Source organism: Blastococcus sp. TF02A-26, assembly GCF_003319125.1.
Classification (GTDB): domain Bacteria; phylum Actinomycetota; class Actinomycetes; order Mycobacteriales; family Geodermatophilaceae; genus Trujillonella.
Genome location: NZ_QOHG01000007.1, coordinates 20,533 through 37,376 on the forward strand (window position 1 = coordinate 20,533; position 16,844 = coordinate 37,376).

Annotated in this window: 17 protein-coding genes; 16 read left to right on the forward strand and 1 reads right to left on the reverse strand. The window is 72.9% G+C overall.

Annotated elements, in window-relative coordinates:
* From DQ240_RS09600 to DQ240_RS09675, 16 genes are all read left to right on the forward strand, one after another.
* Positions 1-423 carry a flagellar hook capping FlgD N-terminal domain-containing protein gene (locus tag DQ240_RS09600; protein ID WP_113839392.1) on the forward strand — a complete coding sequence of 141 codons (423 nt, stop codon included), beginning with the start codon at positions 1-3 and terminating at the stop codon, positions 421-423.
* A gap of 53 nt (positions 424-476) precedes the next feature.
* Entirely contained in the window at positions 477-1,754 is a 1,278-nt protein-coding gene (locus tag DQ240_RS09605; RefSeq protein WP_113839393.1) for a flagellar hook protein FlgE, read from the forward strand.
* Between the two features lie 191 nt (positions 1,755-1,945).
* A complete protein-coding gene (locus tag DQ240_RS09610; protein WP_113839394.1) occupies positions 1,946-2,227 on the forward strand; it encodes a flagellar FlbD family protein in 282 nt (93 codons plus the stop codon).
* Between the two features lie 3 nt (positions 2,228-2,230).
* Positions 2,231-3,001 carry a motility protein A gene (locus DQ240_RS09615; RefSeq protein ID WP_199589220.1) on the forward strand — a complete coding sequence of 257 codons (771 nt, stop codon included), beginning with the start codon at positions 2,231-2,233 and terminating at the stop codon, positions 2,999-3,001.
* The gene (locus DQ240_RS09620; RefSeq protein WP_113839395.1) at positions 2,998-3,918 is read left to right on the forward strand and encodes a flagellar motor protein MotB; all 921 of its coding nucleotides are present in this window, start codon (positions 2,998-3,000) and stop codon (positions 3,916-3,918) included. The genes DQ240_RS09615 and DQ240_RS09620 overlap by 4 nt, the downstream gene beginning before the upstream one ends.
* Positions 3,915-4,382 (forward strand): flagellar basal body-associated protein FliL, encoded by a 468-nt coding sequence (fliL, locus tag DQ240_RS09625; protein ID WP_113839396.1) that lies wholly within the window; start codon positions 3,915-3,917, stop codon positions 4,380-4,382. Before DQ240_RS09620 ends, fliL begins: the two co-directional genes overlap by 4 nt.
* Before the next feature lie 111 nt (positions 4,383-4,493).
* Positions 4,494-5,477: a flagellar motor switch protein FliM gene (locus DQ240_RS09630; protein WP_113839397.1), complete on the forward strand. Its 984-nt coding sequence runs from the start codon at positions 4,494-4,496 to the stop codon at positions 5,475-5,477.
* On the forward strand, positions 5,474-6,229 hold the full coding sequence (fliN, locus tag DQ240_RS09635) for a flagellar motor switch protein FliN (RefSeq protein ID WP_113839398.1): 756 nt from the start codon (positions 5,474-5,476) through the stop codon (positions 6,227-6,229). Before DQ240_RS09630 ends, fliN begins: the two co-directional genes overlap by 4 nt.
* Before the next feature lie 5 nt (positions 6,230-6,234).
* Entirely contained in the window at positions 6,235-6,648 is a 414-nt protein-coding gene (locus DQ240_RS09640; RefSeq protein ID WP_233498627.1) for a flagellar biosynthetic protein FliO, read from the forward strand.
* Entirely contained in the window at positions 6,648-7,490 is an 843-nt protein-coding gene (gene fliP, locus DQ240_RS09645; RefSeq protein WP_113839400.1) for a flagellar type III secretion system pore protein FliP, read from the forward strand. The genes DQ240_RS09640 and fliP overlap by 1 nt, the downstream gene beginning before the upstream one ends.
* A 24-nt stretch (positions 7,491-7,514) precedes the next feature.
* Positions 7,515-7,790, forward strand: coding sequence for a flagellar biosynthesis protein FliQ (fliQ, locus tag DQ240_RS09650; protein WP_113839401.1), 276 nt, complete (start codon positions 7,515-7,517; stop codon positions 7,788-7,790).
* Positions 7,791-7,795: 5 nt separating this feature from the next.
* On the forward strand, positions 7,796-8,560 hold the full coding sequence (fliR, locus tag DQ240_RS09655) for a flagellar biosynthetic protein FliR (protein WP_113839402.1): 765 nt from the start codon (positions 7,796-7,798) through the stop codon (positions 8,558-8,560).
* Positions 8,561-8,609: 49 nt separating this feature from the next.
* Positions 8,610-9,758, forward strand: coding sequence for a flagellar biosynthesis protein FlhB (locus DQ240_RS09660; protein WP_113839403.1), 1,149 nt, complete (start codon positions 8,610-8,612; stop codon positions 9,756-9,758).
* Positions 9,759-9,919: 161 nt separating this feature from the next.
* On the forward strand, positions 9,920-11,962 hold the full coding sequence (flhA, locus tag DQ240_RS09665) for a flagellar biosynthesis protein FlhA (RefSeq protein ID WP_113839404.1): 2,043 nt from the start codon (positions 9,920-9,922) through the stop codon (positions 11,960-11,962).
* Positions 11,949-14,897, forward strand: a complete 2,949-nt coding sequence (locus tag DQ240_RS09670) for a hypothetical protein (protein WP_147261969.1) — start codon at positions 11,949-11,951, stop codon at positions 14,895-14,897. The genes flhA and DQ240_RS09670 overlap by 14 nt, the downstream gene beginning before the upstream one ends.
* Positions 14,894-15,154: a hypothetical protein gene (locus DQ240_RS09675; RefSeq protein WP_113839406.1), complete on the forward strand. Its 261-nt coding sequence runs from the start codon at positions 14,894-14,896 to the stop codon at positions 15,152-15,154. Before DQ240_RS09670 ends, DQ240_RS09675 begins: the two co-directional genes overlap by 4 nt.
* 255 nt (positions 15,155-15,409) lie before the next feature.
* Here DQ240_RS09675 and DQ240_RS09680 read toward each other — a convergent pair whose 3' ends face one another.
* The gene (locus DQ240_RS09680; protein WP_113839407.1) at positions 15,410-16,708 is read right to left on the reverse strand and encodes a PhoH family protein; all 1,299 of its coding nucleotides are present in this window, start codon (positions 16,706-16,708) and stop codon (positions 15,410-15,412) included.
* Positions 16,709-16,844: the final 136 nt, after the last annotated feature.

Here is a 16,844-nt window from a genome sequence, read left to right on the forward strand (position 1 = left end):
ATGACCGATCCGATCAGCGGCGTGGGCGCGAGCTACGCCACTGGCGGCGCCACCACCACGGTCGAGCGCAAGGGCCAGAACAACAAGGACATGTTCCTGCAGCTGCTCGTGGCCCAGATGCGCTACCAGGACCCCAGCAACCCGGCGAGCACCACCGAGTTCATGTCGCAGACCGCGACCTTCACCCAGGTGGAGAAGCTCGAGGAGCTGGCCAAGCAGAACGCCGAGCTGGTGACCCTGCAGCGGTCGCTGTCGGCCGGCGCACTGGTCGGCCGGAACGTCACCTGGACCGACGAGACCGGCAGCTCCCAGAGCGGCACGGTCAGCTCCGTCCGGTTCTTCGCCGGCGAGCCCGTGGCGGTCGTCGGTGGCAAGGAAGTGCCGTTCGGCCGCATGACCGAGGTGTCCCAGCCGGCCGGCTGACCGCCGGCCCCCCGACGTCCCGCTCCCCCACCCGCTCCCGAAGGGAATCCCCCGTGCTGCGTTCCATGTACTCGGCCATCTCCGGCCTCAAGGCCCACCAGACCAAGCTCGACGTGACCGGCAACAACATCGCCAACGTCAACACCGTCGGCTTCAAGAGCAGCCAGGTCCAGTTCGAGGACACCCTGTCCCAGGTGATGCGCAACGGCTCCGCCGCGTCCGAGGGCACCGGTGGTACCAACCCCGCGCAGGTCGGTCTCGGCGTGAAGATCGCCGGCATCACGACTAACTTCGGGCAGGGCACCCAGCAGACCACCGGCCGCACCACCGACTTCATGATCAACGGTGACGGCTTCTTCGTGACCAAGTTCGGCAACGACACGCTGTTCACCCGCGCCGGCTCGTTCGACTACGACGGCTTCGGCCAGATCGTCACCCCGGACGGCGCGATCCTCCAGGGCTGGATGGGCAAGGACGGCGTCGTCGACACCAACGGCGCCATCACCAACCTCTCGGTGCCCTTCGGCGAGGTCATGGCCCCGGTGCCGACCACCGGCGGCAAGCTGGCCGGGAACCTGTCGACGTCGGGCGTGGTCGCCGACCCGCTGGCGATCCCGCCGGTGCCGGCGACCTCGGCCCAGACCCAGATGACGATGTACGACTCGCTGGGCACGGCGCACCAGATCACGCTCAAGCTGACCAAGGTCGCGGACAACCAGTGGGACATGGCGGTGACCGACGAGAACGGCGCCGCGCTGGTCACCACACCGGACACCACGCCGATCTCCTTCGACCCGGCCACCGGCAAGCCGACCATCGGGGAGTTCACCTTCCAGCCCTCGGCCGCCATGGCCCCCAGCTGGGAGACCCCGGACGGCTCCGCGGTCGCGACCCTGACGATCGACATCAGCGGCCTGTCGCAGTTCGGCGGCAAGACCTCGCTGACCCCGGAGGACGTCGACGGCAACGCCATGGGCAGCCTGCAGTCGATCGCGCTGTCCAGCGACGGCACCGTGATGGGCGTCTACTCCAACAACCTGCGCGAGCCGATCGGCAAGCTGGCGATGGCCTCGTTCGCCAACCCCTCGGGTCTGGCGAAGGCCGGGAACACGTCCTACCGCGTCGGCGACAACTCCGGTCAGCCGGCGATCGGCGAGGCCAACGCCGGCGGGCGCGGCACGATGGTCTCCGGCGCGCTCGAGATGTCCAACGTCGACCTGGCCGAGGAGTTCACCGGCCTGATCGTCGCCCAGCGCGGGTTCCAGGCCAACAGCCGCGTGATCACCAGCTCCGACGAGGTCCTGCAGGACCTGGTCAACCTCAAGCGCTGATGACGGCCTGACGGCCCGGTCCCCCCGCACGGGGACCGGGCCGTCGGGCTGACCGCCGCTCACCCCCGGGGGTGAGACCGGCGACCGACGTTCGGCTCAAGAGCCTCCTGGCCAGGGCCGATATCCAGTACAGCCGCGCGGACGCGCCGTGGCGGCTGCTTCCCCCATCGATCGAGCAAGAGGTCAGACCCGTGATCCGAGTGACGCGCCTGAACGGGGAGCAGTTCGCGCTCAACCCCGACCTGATCGAGCGGGTCGAGGGACACCCCGACACCGTCGTGTTCCTGGTCGACGGCACCAAGTTCATCGTCCGCGAGAGCGTCGACGACGTGCTCACCGCGATCCGCGAGTACCGGGCGAGCATCCTCGCCACCGCCTACGAGATGGACCGGGGGACCTACCGCTCCGGCCTCGCCGAGCAGGGGTCCACCGACTCCTCCGTGGTGCCCTTCCCGATCCGAGAGGAGCGCTGACCCGTGGATCCCGCCACCTTGATCGGGTTCGCCGTCTCCCTCGTCGCCCTCGTGGTCTTCATGATCCTGGAGGGCGCCGACCCGTCGTCGCTCATCTTCCTGCCCGCCATCGTCCTGGTGGTGATCGCGACCTTCGGTGCCGCGGCGGCCAGCCAGACGATGGACGACCTGAAGAAGGTCGGCAGCTGGTTCAAGATGGCGCTGATGCCGGCCAAGGTGCCGCCGGCCAGCGACCAGATCCAGATCCTGGTCAGCCTCGCCGAGAAGGCCCGCAAGGAGGGCCTGCTCGCCCTCGAGGCCCAGGTCAAGCAGATCGAGGACCCGTTCCTCAAGCGCGGCCTGCAGATGGGCATCGACGGCACCGACCCCGAGCAGCTGCGCGACGTCCTGGAGAGCGAGATCGCGGCCAAGAAGGCCGAGGACAAGGTCGCGGCCAAGTTCATGAACGCCATGGGCGGCTACGCGCCGACCATCGGCATCCTGGGCTGCATCGTCGGCCTGATGAACGTCATGGGGAACCTGAACACCCCCGAGCTGCTCGGTCCGATGGTCTCCGCGGCGTTCATCGCCACGCTGTGGGGCGTCATGGCGGCCAACTTCTGGTTCCTGCCGATGGGCGCCAAGATCCTCCGGGTCAGCGAGCTGCAGGCCGCGCAGATGGAGCTGCTCGTCGAGGGCATCGCCGAGATCCAGGCCGGCACCAGCCCGCGTGCGGTCCGGCTGAAGCTGACCTCCCTGATCCCGCCCAGTGAGGCCGCCAAGGAAGCGGCGTGAGCAGCGGTCACGGCCGTCGCCGCGGCAAGAAGCACGAGGAGCACGAGGAGCACGAGAACCACGAACGGTGGCTCGTGTCGGCCTTCGACATGATGACGCTGCTGTTCGTGCTGTTCGTGGTGCTCTTCGCGATGAGCAAGGTCGACGAGCAGAAGTTCGCCGCCCTGGCCCGAGGCATGGCCGAGGCGTTCGGCGCGCCGGTGCAGGCCATCACCGGCCCCGGCACCAGCGAGGACGCCTCGATCCTCCCGGCGCTCGACGCCGCCGTCGACGTGCAGATCCCGCCGGCGCCCACCGCGGAGAGCGACACCGAGGCGGCAGAGGCCGAGGCCGCGGCCCTGGCCGCCGAGGCGCGGGACCAGTACCAGTCCCTGGACGGCGTCCGCGAGCGGATCGACCAGGCCCTGGCCGCCGCCGGGTACGCCGGCGCGGCCCGGTACGAGATCGACGAGCGCGGCCTGGTCGTGCACATCGTCTCCGACCCGGTGCTGTTCGACGCGGAGAGCGCCACGCTGCTGCTGCAGGGGCGGGCGATCCTCGACGCGGTGGCCCCGGCCATCGCCGGGCTGCCCAACCAGATCGACGTCGAGGGGCACGCCAACCACCTGCCGGTGACCCCGGGCGGGCCCTGGCCGTCGAACTGGGAGCTCTCGGCCAGCCGCGCCTCCACCGTCGTCCGGGCGCTGGCCGAGCGGGGCGTGCCCGAGGACCACCTGGCGGCGACCGGCTACTCCTCGACCCGCCCGATGGTGCCCGAGTCCGACCCCGGCGCCATCACGCTCAACCGCCGGGTCGACCTGGTGGTCCTGTCGACCGCCTCCGCCGAGGCCAACGAACTGCTGCCCGGCATCGCCGCCGGCACCACCGCACCGACCCCGACCCAGACCACCACCGCTTCCGAGGGAGGCCACCCGTGAGCAAGAAGAAGACCGACGACGCCGAGGCGCCGGAGGGAGAGGCCAAGGGCGGCAAGAAGAAGCTGCTGATCATCGTGGCCGTGGCCCTCGTGGCCATCGGAGCAGGCGCCTACTTCTTCCTCTTCAGCGGGAGCGAGGACACCGAGCCGGTGGCCGGCGAGGTGCTGCCGCTGGAGTCCATCGCGGTGAACCTGGCCGGCGGCGGCTACCTCAAGGTCGGCATCGCCCTCCAGCTCACCGAGGACGCCGCCTCCGGCGGGCACGGTGGGGCCGCCGTCGACGGGTCCAAGGCCCTCGACCTGGTCATCTCCACGTTCTCGCAGGCGCAGCCAGCCGACGTCACCGCCGCCCGCGACGCCCTCAAGGAGTCGCTGCGCCAGCAGATCGTCGAGGCCTACACCGACCACGAGGCGGGCACCGAGATGGTCATGGACATCTACTTCACGGAGTACGTGACCCAGTAGCGGTCCACCCCGGCGGACACACCCTCCCCGTCCGTCACATCCTCCCCGGCTGACCGGCGGCGCCCCGCGCCGCCGGTCAGTTCCGCTCCCGGGCCCGCCGATGAGGGAGGGGTGACCCGCCCCGAGAACGGACCCGTCCCCGGGGGCGCCGGGACGCCGGCCGCGGGTGGCCGCCGGCGCGGCGCTCCCCGAACGTACGACTTCCGTCGCCCCACCAAGCTGTCCCGCGAGCACGTCCGCGTCCTGCAGATCGCCCAGGAGTCCTTCGCCCGCCAGGCGACCACCGTCCTGACCACGCTGCTGCGCACCGGCGCCCGCATGGAGCTGCTGACCATCGAGCAGCAGTCCTACGACGACTACCTCGCGACGCTGCCGAACCCCTACTTCCTCACGACGTTCACGCTGGAGCCGCTGGCCGGCAAGGGCCTGCTGGCCTACCCGCTGGACATCGCGATGGCCAGCGTGGACCACATGCTGGGCGGCTCCGGCGCCGCCGACCAGCCGGACCGGCCCATGACGGCGATGGAGACCACCATCACCGGTCAGCTGCTGGCCCGGCTGCTGGAGGAGTTCGCCGCCGCCTTCGCGCACATCACCGAGATCCAGCCGGTCCGCGACGGCCTCGAGTACAACCCCGCCCTCGCCCAGGCCGCCGCCGGATCCGACACCGTGATGGTGGCCAGCTTCGAGCTCTCCGTCGGCGACCGCGACGGCCAGGCCACCCTGGTCCTGCCGTTCTCCTCGTTCGCGACGCCGCTGAACAACGCGACCTCGCCGCACCTGTCCGAGGCCGCGCAGCGCAAGCGCCAGCGGGCCGCGGAGCTCCTGGCCGTGCGGCTGGAGATGGTCCCGGTCGACGTGAGCATCCGGTTCACCCCGCTCGAGGTGTCCTCCAGCGACCTGCTCTCCCTCGCCATCGGCGACGTGCTGCTGCTGCGCCACCCGCGGGACAGCCCCCTGGAGGTCACGACCAACGACGTGACGTTCGCCTACGCCATCGCCAGCAACCACCGGCGTCGGCTGGCCGCCTCCATCGTGCCCACCCCGTACGCCGCTCGGGACCTCACACGGGACATCGCAAAGGACTCCGCATGACCGCCTCGCTCGACTCCGTCCAGGCCTCCGAGACGATCTCCGCGGTCGTCGTCGCCGCCGCGCACGCGGCCGCCTCGCTCATCCCCTCGCCGGTCGACCTGGTCCCCGGCGAGGCGGTCACCGACCCCGACGCCGTCGCACTGCCGTCCACGGCGGCGGCGGCGGTCACCGCCCGGCTGTCCGGCGAGGTGTCCGGTGACGTCGTCCTGGTGCTGTCGGCGGAGATCGTCGAGGCGCTGGACAACTCCCCCGTCGGCCCGATGGACGTCCCCACCGCGCTGCGGCCGGCCCTCGAGGCGGCCGCCTCGGCGCTGGGCCGGGTGCGGGTCGACTCCGAGCGGACCGAGGACCCGGTCACCGCGCTGGACGGCCTGCGCGACAAGGGCATGTTCGTCGCGGTGCCGCTCTTCGGCGCCGGCGAGGAGGGCGAGGAGCACACCGCCACCCTGGCCCTGCAGGTCACGCTGCCCCAGCCCCAGCGCGCCCAGCGCGGGAGCCTGGAGCTGCTGCGGCACGTGGCCATGGAGGTCACCGTCGAGATCGGCCGCACCCGCATGACCGTCGGGGAGCTGCTCTCCCTGCACCCGGGCGAGGTCGTGGAGCTGGACCGCGCCGCCAGCGCGCCGGCCGACCTGCTCGTGAACGGCACCCTCATCGCCCGCGGCGAGGTCGTCGTCGTGGACGAGGACTTCGGCCTGCGGATCAGCGAGATCGTCAGCGACGCCACCGAGATCGGGGGCATGGTCCCGTGACGTGGATGCTGATCCGGCTGGTGCTCTCACTGGCCTTCGTCGGCGGCGTGCTCTGGTTCGCCGCCCGCCTGGCCCGCAAGCGCGGGCTGGGCCAGTCCAACGGGCTGGTCGAGATCGTCTCCCAGCAGCGGGTGAGCCGGGCCAGCACCGTCAACGTCATCCGGATCGCCGACCGCGTGCTGGTCGTCGGGGCCACCGAGCAGACCGTCACCCTGCTGGCCGAGATGGACAGCGAGATGGTCGAGGCCACCCTGGCCGACCGCGAGCTCGCCGCCCTGACCGCCGGCGGGTCCGGCGCCGGCTCGCACCGGCCCCTCGTGGCCCCCCGCAGCGGCGGGATCCTGGCCGGCTCCGTCCTCGACCGCGGCAGCTGGGGCGGCTTCGTGCAGCAGATGCGCGAGCGGACGGTCCGACGCTGATGACGACCGCCACCCCCGTGCCCGCGCGGACGACCTCGCCGGCACTGCGCCGGACCGTCGTCCTGCTGCTGGCGCTGCTCGCCGGCGCGGTGGCGGCCGTCCTCCTGGCCGGCCCCGCCTCCGCGGCGCCGACCGCCCCCACCGCCCCGACGGCGCCGACCGCACCGGTCGCCCCGGCCGTCGACGGCGGCGTCGACATCTCCGTCGGCGGCGGCAGCCCGAGCAGCTCGGTCACGCTGATCCTCGCGATCACCGTGCTGTCGGTCGCGCCGTCGGTGCTGCTGCTCGCCACCTCCTTCACCAAGATCGCGGTGGTGCTGTCGCTGACCCGCAACGCGCTGGGTCTGCAGTCCTCGCCGCCGAACTCGGTGCTCACCGGCATCGCCCTGTTCCTCACGCTCTTCGTGATGGGCCCGGTGTTCTCCGACATCAACGAGGTCGCCGTCCAGCCGTACCTGGACGGGCAGATGACGGTGTCGCAGGCCTACGAGACCGGCGTCGTGCCGCTCAAGGAGTTCCTGCTCGACAACACCAGGGACGACGAGCTCGAGCTCATGGTCGGGCTCTCGGGCGAGGAGCAGCCGGAGAACCGGGAGTCGGTGAGCATGACCACGCTCATCCCCGCGTTCGTGCTCTCGGAGCTGAAGAGCGCCTTCATCATCGGGCTGGTCATCTTCATCCCCTTCCTGGTACTGGACATGCTCGTCAGCTCCGCCCTCATGGCGATGGGCATGATGATGGTGCCGCCGTCGATCGTGTCGCTGCCCTTCAAGCTGCTGCTCTTCGTGATCGTCGACGGCTGGGCGTTGATCACGACATCGCTGGTCGGGAGCTACACGTGAGCCCCGCGAAGACGGAGTCGAGCCATGTCTGACGCCGACGTCACCGAGATCGCCATCCGGACGATGATGGTGGGGGCGAAGGTGGCCGCCCCGATCCTGCTCACCGCGCTGCTGGTCGGCTTCCTCATCTCGCTGTTCCAGGCGGCCACGCAGATCCAGGAGGCCACGCTCTCCTTCGTCCCCAAGATGATCGCCGTCGCCATCGCGCTGCTGGTCACGGGCAACTGGGTGCTGTCGGAGCTGGTCAGCTTCACCCAGGCCCTGTTCGACGACCTCCCGCGGCTGCTCGGGCGGACCTGACCGGTATGGACCTCGAGGTCCCGGCAGTCACCCTCGTGGCGCTGCTGCTGGCCACGGCGCGGGCGGCCGGCTTCGTCCTGCTCGCCCCGCCGTTCAACACCCGGAGCATCCCCGCCCCGGTCAAGGGAGCCCTGTCGCTGGCCCTCGCGGTCGCGCTGTTCACCCGCATCGCCCCCGACCTGCCCGAGCCGACCGCCGGCTTCGTGATCGTCGGCGCGGTGACCGAGGTGGTCATCGGCGCGGCGCTGGGCTTCGTCGTCCAGGTCTTCTTCGCCGCGGTGCAGATCGCCGGCGACCTGATCGACGTCAGCGGCGGCTTCTCGATGCAGCCGGCGTACGACCCGCTGTCGATGAACTCCAGCGGCACGATCGCCCGGCTGCACTACCTGCTGGCGACGACGCTGCTGTTCACCAGCGGCGGGCACCTGATGATCGTCCGCGGCTTCGCCACGTCCTACGAGGGGCTGCCCGTCGGCGGCGGGGTGCCCACCGAGCACCTGGCGGAGGTGCTGGTCACCGCCTTCTCGATGATGTTCCTCGCCGCGCTGCAGATCGCCGGGCCCATGGTCGCCGTCCTGCTGCTGGCCGACGTCGCCCTCTCGCTGCTGTCGCGGGCCGCGCCGGCGCTGAACATCTTCGCCATCGGCTTCCCGGTGAAGATCATGCTCACCCTGGCCCTGCTGGGGCTGACCTTCCCGCTGCTCCCGCCGGCGCTCGACGCGCTGCTCGAGCAGGCCACCCGCGCCATCGTCTCGCTGAAGAGCGGCTGATGGACACCCGCTGGTGGGCCCGCACCTCCCGATGTGAGGGGGTGAGCTAGTGGCCAAGGACGGCCCCGGTGGGGAGAAGACCGAGAAGCCGACACCGAAGAAGATCAAGGACGCCCGCAAGGAAGGGCAGATCCCCAGGACCCAGGAACTGGGTACCTGGGCCGGCGTGGCGGCGGCGAGCTTCCTCATGCCGATGCTCGTCGGCAGCGCCTACGACGCGGTGGGCGAGTTGTTCGTCCAGGTGCGCGCCGTCGCCGACGACCCGCAGCCCGAGCGGGTCACGGCGATGCTCGGCCTGGCGCTGACGGCGTTCCTCACCACGCTGCTGCCCGCCGGGGTGGCCCTGATGGTCGTGGGCCTCGTGGCCTCGGCCGCCCAGGGCGGCGTCACGGTGACGACGAAACCGCTGAAGCCGACGCTGAAGAAGCTCAACCCCTTCCCCGGGATCAAGCGGATGTTCGGCACCCAGGGAATCTGGGAGGCGACCAAGGCGGTCATCAAGACGGCGGCCCTGGGGGCGGTCGTCGTGGTCACCAGCAGCCGGGCGCAGGAGATGGTGTCCGCCGCCGGCGCGCTGCCGATCTCCGCGATCGTCGCGACGTTCACCGACTCCGCGGTGCTCATGCTCCGGGTCGTCGCCGTCACCGGGCTCGTGATCGCCGTGGCCGACTACGTCATCGTCCGCGTGAAGATGATGAAGCAGCTCAAGATGAGCCGCTACGAGATCGAGCAGGAGTACAAGCAGTCCGAGGGTGACCCGCACGTCAAGGGCCAGCGCCGGGCCGCGGCACTGGCGATCTCCCGCAACCGCATGATGGCCGAGGTCGCCGACGCCGACGTCCTGCTGGTGAACCCGACCCACGTCGCCGTCGCCCTCAAGTACGAGGCCGACAAGGGCGCTCCCCGCGTGGTGGCCAAGGGCGCCGACCTGATCGCGGCGAAGCTGCGCGAGAAGGCCGCCGAGGCGCGGGTGCCGATGGTGCAGGACATCCCCCTGGCGCGGGCGCTGCACGCCTCGTGCGAGGTGGGCCAGGAGGTCCCGCCGCAGCTGTTCACCGCCGTGGCGCGGGTGCTGGCCTTCGTCATGCAGTTGGGTGCTCGGGGCGTGCGCGGCGGCATCCACGCCCCGGGCTTCCAGGCACCCGACGTGACGGACCTGCCGGTGGCCGGTCGCAGGAGGCAGCCCGCGGCGTCCTGACCCCCGCCCGTCCCCTCGACGAGATCTGCACTCTCGTCGGCATCAGCCGCTGATGCCGACGAGAGCGCAGATCTCGCGGTGCTGCGCGTCCGCGTGGGGCTGCCGTGACGCGTGGGTCGAAGACGGGTGCCCGCTCGACTGGAACTGCCGATGTCTCTGCCGTGAAGGGCATCAGCAAGGCCGCCGTCCCCATCGGCGTCGTGGCCATCGTCCTCATGCTGGTGGTCCCACTGCCCTCGGCGCTGCTGGACCTGCTGCTGGGCCTCAACATCACCGCGTCGCTGCTGATCCTGCTCGTCTCGATGCAGATCAGGAAGCCGCTGGACTTCGCCGTCTTCCCGGCGCTGATCCTCATCGCGACGCTGTTCCGGCTCGCGCTGAACGTCTCCTCCACCCGGCTGGTCCTCAGCGACGGGTTCGCCGGCAAGGTCATCGAGGCCTTCGGGCACTTCGTCATCGGCGGATCGCTGATCGTCGGTCTGGTGATCTTCGTGATCCTGACGATCATCCAGTTCGTCGTCATCACCAACGGTGCCGGCCGCGTCGCCGAGGTCGGCGCCCGCTTCACCCTCGACGCCATGCCCGGCAAGCAGATGGCGATCGACGCCGACCTCAACGCCGGCCTGATCAACGAGGAGCAGGCGCGCAAGCGCCGCGCCGAGGTCACCGCCGAGGCCGACTTCTACGGCTCCATGGACGGTGCCTCGAAGTTCGTCAAGGGCGACGCCATCGCCGGCATCATCGTCATCCTGATCAACCTCATCGGTGGCTTCGCCATCGGCATCATGCAGAAGGGCATGGCGCCCGGCGAGGCGGTCAGCACCTACTCGCTGCTCACCGTCGGTGACGGCCTGGTGTCGCAGATCCCGGCCCTGCTGCTCTCCACCGCGACCGGCATCATCGTCACCCGATCGGCCACCGAGGGTGACATGGGCAGCGACCTGATCGCCCAGCTCGGCCGCTTCAAGCAACCGGTGCGGATCGCCGGCGGCGCGGCGATCGCCATGTGCCTGATCCCCGGTCTCCCGAAGCTGCCGTTCCTGATCATCGGTGGCGTCTTCCTCTTCATGGCCTCCCGCATGACCGACGAGGTGCTCCAGGACGACGACGCCGAGGTCCCCGCCGACGCCGACGACGAGCCACGCCCGGACTCCCCCGAGGCCATCGCGGAGAAGATGCGGGTCGACCCGCTGGAGCTCGAGGTCGCCTTCGACCTGGTCGACCTCGTCGACGCCAGCCGCGGCGGCGACCTGCTCGACCGCGTGAAGGCCCTGCGCCGCAAGGTCGCGATGGACACCGGCCTGGTCATCCCGCTGGTGCGCACCCGCGACAACCTGGACCTGCCGTCGTCCCAGTACGTCATCTGGCTCAACGGCGTCCCGGCCGCGAAGGGCTCCTCCCCCGCCGGCATGGTCCTGGCCATCGGCGACGGGCTGGACGGGCTGCCCGGTCGCGCCACCCGGGAGCCGGTCTTCGGCCTGGCGGCCAAGTGGGTGCCCGCGGAGATGCAGCGGCAGGCCGAGATGGCCGGCGCCACGGTGGTCGACCGCTCGTCGGTCATCACCACGCACCTGGCCGAGGTCGTGCGGCAGAACGCCTCGGAGCTGCTCGGCCGCGAGGACGTCAAGCTGCTCGTCGAGATGGTCAAGCGGACCCACCCGATCGTGGTCGACGAGCTCACCCCCGCGCTGCTCACCCTGGGCGAGGTGCAGCGGGTGCTGCACGCGCTGCTGGCGGAGAACGTCTCCATCCGCGACCTGGTGCGCATCTTCGAGGCGCTCTCGGTGCGGGCGAAGACCTCCACCGACCTCGACGGGCTGGTCGAGGCCGTCCGCGCCTCGCTCGGCGCCGCGATCAGCCACCCCTACGTCACCCCCGACGAGCGACTGCACGTGCTCACGCTGGACCCCGGCTTCGAGCAGCGCCTGCTCGAGGCGGTCCGGCAGAGCGACCAGGGCCAGGTCCTGGCGCTGGACGCCGGCAGCGTCGACGCGCTCGTCACCGGGTGCTCCGGACACCTGGAGGAGGCCGAACGCCACGGCTTCGCCCCGGTGCTCGTGTGCTCCCCCCAGGTCAGGGCGGCTCTGTCCCGCCTGATGCGCCAGGTCCTGCCCCGGCTGCCGGTGATCTCCTACTCGGAGGTCTCCCGGACGGCCACGATCGAGTCACTGGGAGTGGTGAACGGTGCCGTTGCCATCCGTTGAGGCCGCCACGCGGGACGGCGCCATCGCCGCCGCGCGGGAGAAGTACGGCTCGTCCGCGCGCGTGGTCGCCGTCCGCAAGACGCGCAGCGGCGGGGTCATGGGCTTCTTCGCCAGCGAGCGCTACGTCGCGGAGGTGGAGGAGGTCCAGCCGCGTCGCCCCGCGCCGCTGTCGGACTCCCGCCGCCGCATCGAGGCCGCGCTCAGCCGGGACGACCGGTACGTCGACGACTGGGACGACGACGGCTACACGCCGCCGCGCGCCGAGCCGGCCCGGGGTCGGGCGGGCCGGGACGGAGCCCGGTCGTCCCGCCCCGACCCGGTCGACGAGCTCGCCGGGCTGCTGGGCCACGGCGGCGGCGAGGCGCCCGAGCTGGACGTGTACTCGCGCAGCAGCTTCGCCCGCGCCGCGGGCGCGAGCCGTCCGGTGTCGGGCGGGTCCGCCGCGCGGCCGGCCGCCCGGGCCGCCACCTCGTCTCCCGCCGCCGCTCCCGCCTCCCGCGCCGCGACCCCGCAGCGCGCACGCACCGGTGCCGCGGCCCGTCCCCCGGCGACCCCGGTCGCCGACGTCGACGAGCCGGTCGCCGTCCCGTCGCTGTTCACCTCGGCCCTGGCCCAGGTCGTCAGCGACGACTCCGAGGTGCGCGCCGCCGTCGAGGAGGCCGTGTCCACCTCGGCGCCGCGGGCCCGCACCGCGTCGTCCGCCGCAGCACCCGCGGCCCGGACCGGCCGCCGCACCCCCGCCGCGTCCGCACCCGCGGCCGGTGCCGGTCTGGCCGCCGCGCTCGCCGCCGTCCAGCAGGCCGCGGCCGACAAGGCCGCCGCCGAGCAGGCCGCCGCCCAGCGCGCCGAGGCCGCCCGGCTCGCCGCCGAGCAGGAGGCCGCCCGCATCGCGGCCCAGCGCGAGGCCGCCCGCCTGGCCCGGGAGCGTGCCGCGGCCGAGAAGGCCGCCGCCGCCGAGGCCGCCCGCATCGCCGCCGAGCAGGAGGCCGCCCGCATCGCCGCCGAGCAGGCCGAGGCCGAGCGCCTGGCCGCCGAGCAGGAGGCCGCGCGAATCGCCGCGGAGGAGGAAGCCGCCCGCGCGGCCGCCGCCGCCGAGGCCGCCCGCATCGCCGCCGAGCAGGAGGCCGCCCGCGTCGCCGCCGAGCAGGAAGCTGCCCGGGTCGCCGCCGAGCAGGAGGCCGCCCGCCTGGCCGCCGAGCAGGCCGCCGCCGCCGAGGCCGCCCGCGTCGCCGCCGAGCAGGAGGCCGCCCGCGTCGCGGCCGAGCAGGAAGCTGCCCGCGTCGCCGCCGAGCGGGCCGCCGCCGCCGAGGCCGTGCGCCTGGCCGCGGAGCAGGAGGCCGCGCGCATCCTCGCCGAGCAGGAGGCCGCCCGTCTCGCCGCCGAGCGGGAGGCGGCGCGGATCGCCGCGGAGCAGCTCGCCGCCGCCGAGGCCGCCCGTCGGGCCGCCGAGCAGGCCGCGGCCGCCGAGGCCGCCCGCATCGCGGCCGAGGAGGAGGCCGGCCGGCTGGTCGCGGAGCGTCGCGCCGCGCTGCTCGCCGCCGAGCGCGGTGCCGCCCGGCTGCGGGCCGAGCAGGCCGCCGCGGTGGCCGCCGCCGAGATCGCCGCCGAACGCGAGGCCGCGCGCCGGGTCGAGCCCGTCACCACCGAGTTCGCCAGCGCCACCGAGTCGCCGGTCGTGCCCGAGTGGCTGTCCGAGCCCGAGCTCGCCGGCCCGGCCAGCGTGCGCGAAGAGGCGATCGCCGAGGTGCTGCGCGCCGCCCTGGCGCACGACACCTCCGACGACGTCCTCACCGACATCCTGCGCGGGGTGCTGTCCAACGCCTCGCAGCGACCGGTCGCCGCCTCGGCGCAGCGCCAGAGCTGGGTGGAGGGCGCCACGGAGTCCGACGAGTGGGAGGTCGTGGCCGACGTCCTGGCCCCCACGGCGAGCGACCCGGCGCCCCTCGCGCTGGACGCGACCGCGATCCTGCCGCCGCTGTCGCTGCTGCCGCCGCCGACCCCCGGCTCGCAGCTGGCGATCCCGCCGCTGCTCGGCGGGCGTCCGCCGGTGCCGCCGCCGTCCCGGCGTCGTCCCCCCGTGCCCGGTCAGGCCGTGGCCCGCGTCGCGTCGGCCCGCGCCCCGCAGGGCCTCGCCACGGTGACGGCGCTCCCGGTGAGCCGTGCCGGCGGGTGGCAGGGCGGCGCGGTCGTCGTCCCCTCGGTGCGCGAGCGCGCCGGCACCCTGGTGCCCACCGGCGGCATGGTCGACCCGCGGATGATCGAGGCCGCCGGTGTGGTCACCCGCCTGCGGGCCCTCGGGCTGCCCGAGGCGCTGCTGGGTGGCGGCTTCGCGGCCGACATCGCTGCCAACGGCACCTACGCCGCGCTCACCCGGGTGCTGGCGATGCTGCCGACCGCACCGGCCGTCCCCAGCGGTCCGGGTGAGGTCCTCCTCGTGGTCGGTCCCGGCGCCGAGACCCTCGCCGCCGCCCGCTCGCTGGCCGCGTCGCTGCGCCTGGATCCCGACCGCCTGCAGTGGGCCAGCCGCGGTGACCTCGCCAACCTGGTGCCGCACGCCAGCCGGATCGCGTCGGTCGACACGGCACTGGAGCGCAAGCAGGACACCGCACAGGCCGGTGAGCTGACCATCGTCGCGGTCGACGCCCCGCTGCGGGCGGGTGGGCGCACCTGGCTCGAGCAGATGCTGGCCATCTGGGCGCCGTCGGCGGTGTGGGCGGTCGTCGAGGCCACCCGCAAGGCCGAGGACCTGGCCCCGTGGCTCGACGCCCTCCCCCGGGTGGACGCGCTCATGGTGCAGGACACCGACCTGACCGCCGACCCCGCCGCGGTGCTCTCCCGTGCCGCCGCCCCGGTCGCGCTGCTGGACGGCGCCCGGGCCACCGCCCACCGCTGGGCCTCGCTGCTGTGTGAGCGACTGGAGGCCGTCGAGACATGAACCCGCTGCGCTGGGAGGTCCTCGGGCTCGCGTTCGTGCTGGCCCTGCCGGTGCTCGCCCTGGGCTACCGGGGCGACCTGACGATCGACGACATGCTGGCCCGGCTCCCCTGGTGCCTGGCCGCCGCATGGGCCGCGGTCGCCCTGCTCTCCGCCGTCGCCCGTCCGCGGAAGGAGCCCGGCAAGCCGGGCCGGACCCCCGCTGCGACGCCCGCGCCCGAGTCGGAGTCGGAGTCGGAACCCACCCCGGCCCCCTGAGGCTCGCGCCGGCGCCGGACTCCTGCGGTGTTGCTCGTACTCCTGCGGTGTCGCAGCACCGCGGGAGCGCGAGGAACACCGCGAGAGTGGCGTCCCGCTGTGCACAGATGCGCTGGGGCACCTCGCCGCAGTGCCGCGCGGAGCGACCCTCGCTCGGCCGACGCCGCCGCTGATCTCCGACTCCTGCGGTGTTCCTCGCGCTCTCGCGGCGGTGCAGCACCGCAGGAGCAGGAGGAACACCGCAGGAGCGGCGGGTCAGAGCGGGAGGTCCTCCAGCATCTCGGTCACCAGCGCGGCGATCGGCGAGCGCTCCGAGCGGGTCAGCGTCACGTGCGCGAACAGCGGGTGACCCTTCAGCGCCTCGATGACCGCGGCGATGCCGTCGTGCCGGCCCACCCGCAGGTTGTCCCGCTGGGCGACGTCGTGGGTGAGTACCACCCGCGAGCCCGATCCGAGCCGCGACAGCACCGTCAGCAGGACGCCGCGCTCCAGCGACTGCGCCTCGTCGACGATCACGAAGGAGTCGTGCAGCGAGCGGCCGCGGATGTGGGTCAGCGGCAGCACCTCGATCAGCCCGCGCGAGGCGATCTCGTCGGTCACCGCCGGGGAGACCAGCGCCCCGAGCGTGTCGTAGACGGCCTGCGCCCAGGGCGACATCTTGTCGCCCTCGCTGCCCGGCAGGTAGCCGAGCTCCTGGCCGCCGACGGCGTACAGCGGCCGGAAGATCACGACCTTCTTGTGCGCCCGCCGCTCCATCACCGACTCCAGCCCGGCGCACAGCGCGAGCGCCGACTTGCCGGTGCCGGCCCGGCCACCGAGCGACACGATGCCGATCTCCGGGTCGAGCAGCAGGTCCAGGGCGATGCGCTGCTCGGCGGAGCGTCCGTGCAGCCCGAACGCCTCCCGGTCGCCCCGCACGAGGCGCACCTGCTTGTCCGGCGTCACCCGTCCCAGCGCCGAGCCACGGGAGGAGAGCAGCACCAGGCCGGTGTGCGCGGGGAGCTCCGCGGCCGACGGGACGTAGGTCTCCCCCGCGTCGTACAGGCCCTCGAGCTCGTGGTCGTCCAGGGACAGCTCGGCCATCCCCGTCCAGCCGGCGTCGACGGCCTCCATGACCCGGTACTCGTCGGTGTCCAGGCCGACCGCGGCGGCCTTGACCCGCAGCGGCACGTCCTTGGTGATGAGGCAGACGTCGCGACCCTCGGCGCGCAGGTTCAGCGCCACGACCATGATCCGGCTGTCGTTGCTGTCGTTGCGGAACCCGGCCGGCAGCACCGAGGGGTCGCTGTGGTTCAGCTCGACGTGCAGCGTGCCGCCGTCGTCGCCGATCGGCACCGGGGCGTCGAGCCGGCCGTGCGCCAGGCGCAGGTCGTCGAGGGTGCGGAGGGCCTGCCGGGCGAACCACCCCAGCTCCGGGTGGTGCCGCTTGTCCTCCAGCTCCCCGATCACGACCAGCGGGAGCACCACGTCCGAGTCACCGAAACGGCGCAGCGCGCCCGGGTCGGAGAGCAGGACGGAGGTGTCGAGGACGAAGGTGCGACGGCGAGTGCTCACGAGTCGGCTCCCCTGGGGCGCACAGCGCGCCCCGGCTCGAAGGCGGCCGGGCCCCGGCACAGAGGCCGGGCACCGGCCCCCCTGGTCGACGAACACGTCAGCACCAACCGGGCCTCCCGTGGACGGCGGAGGGATC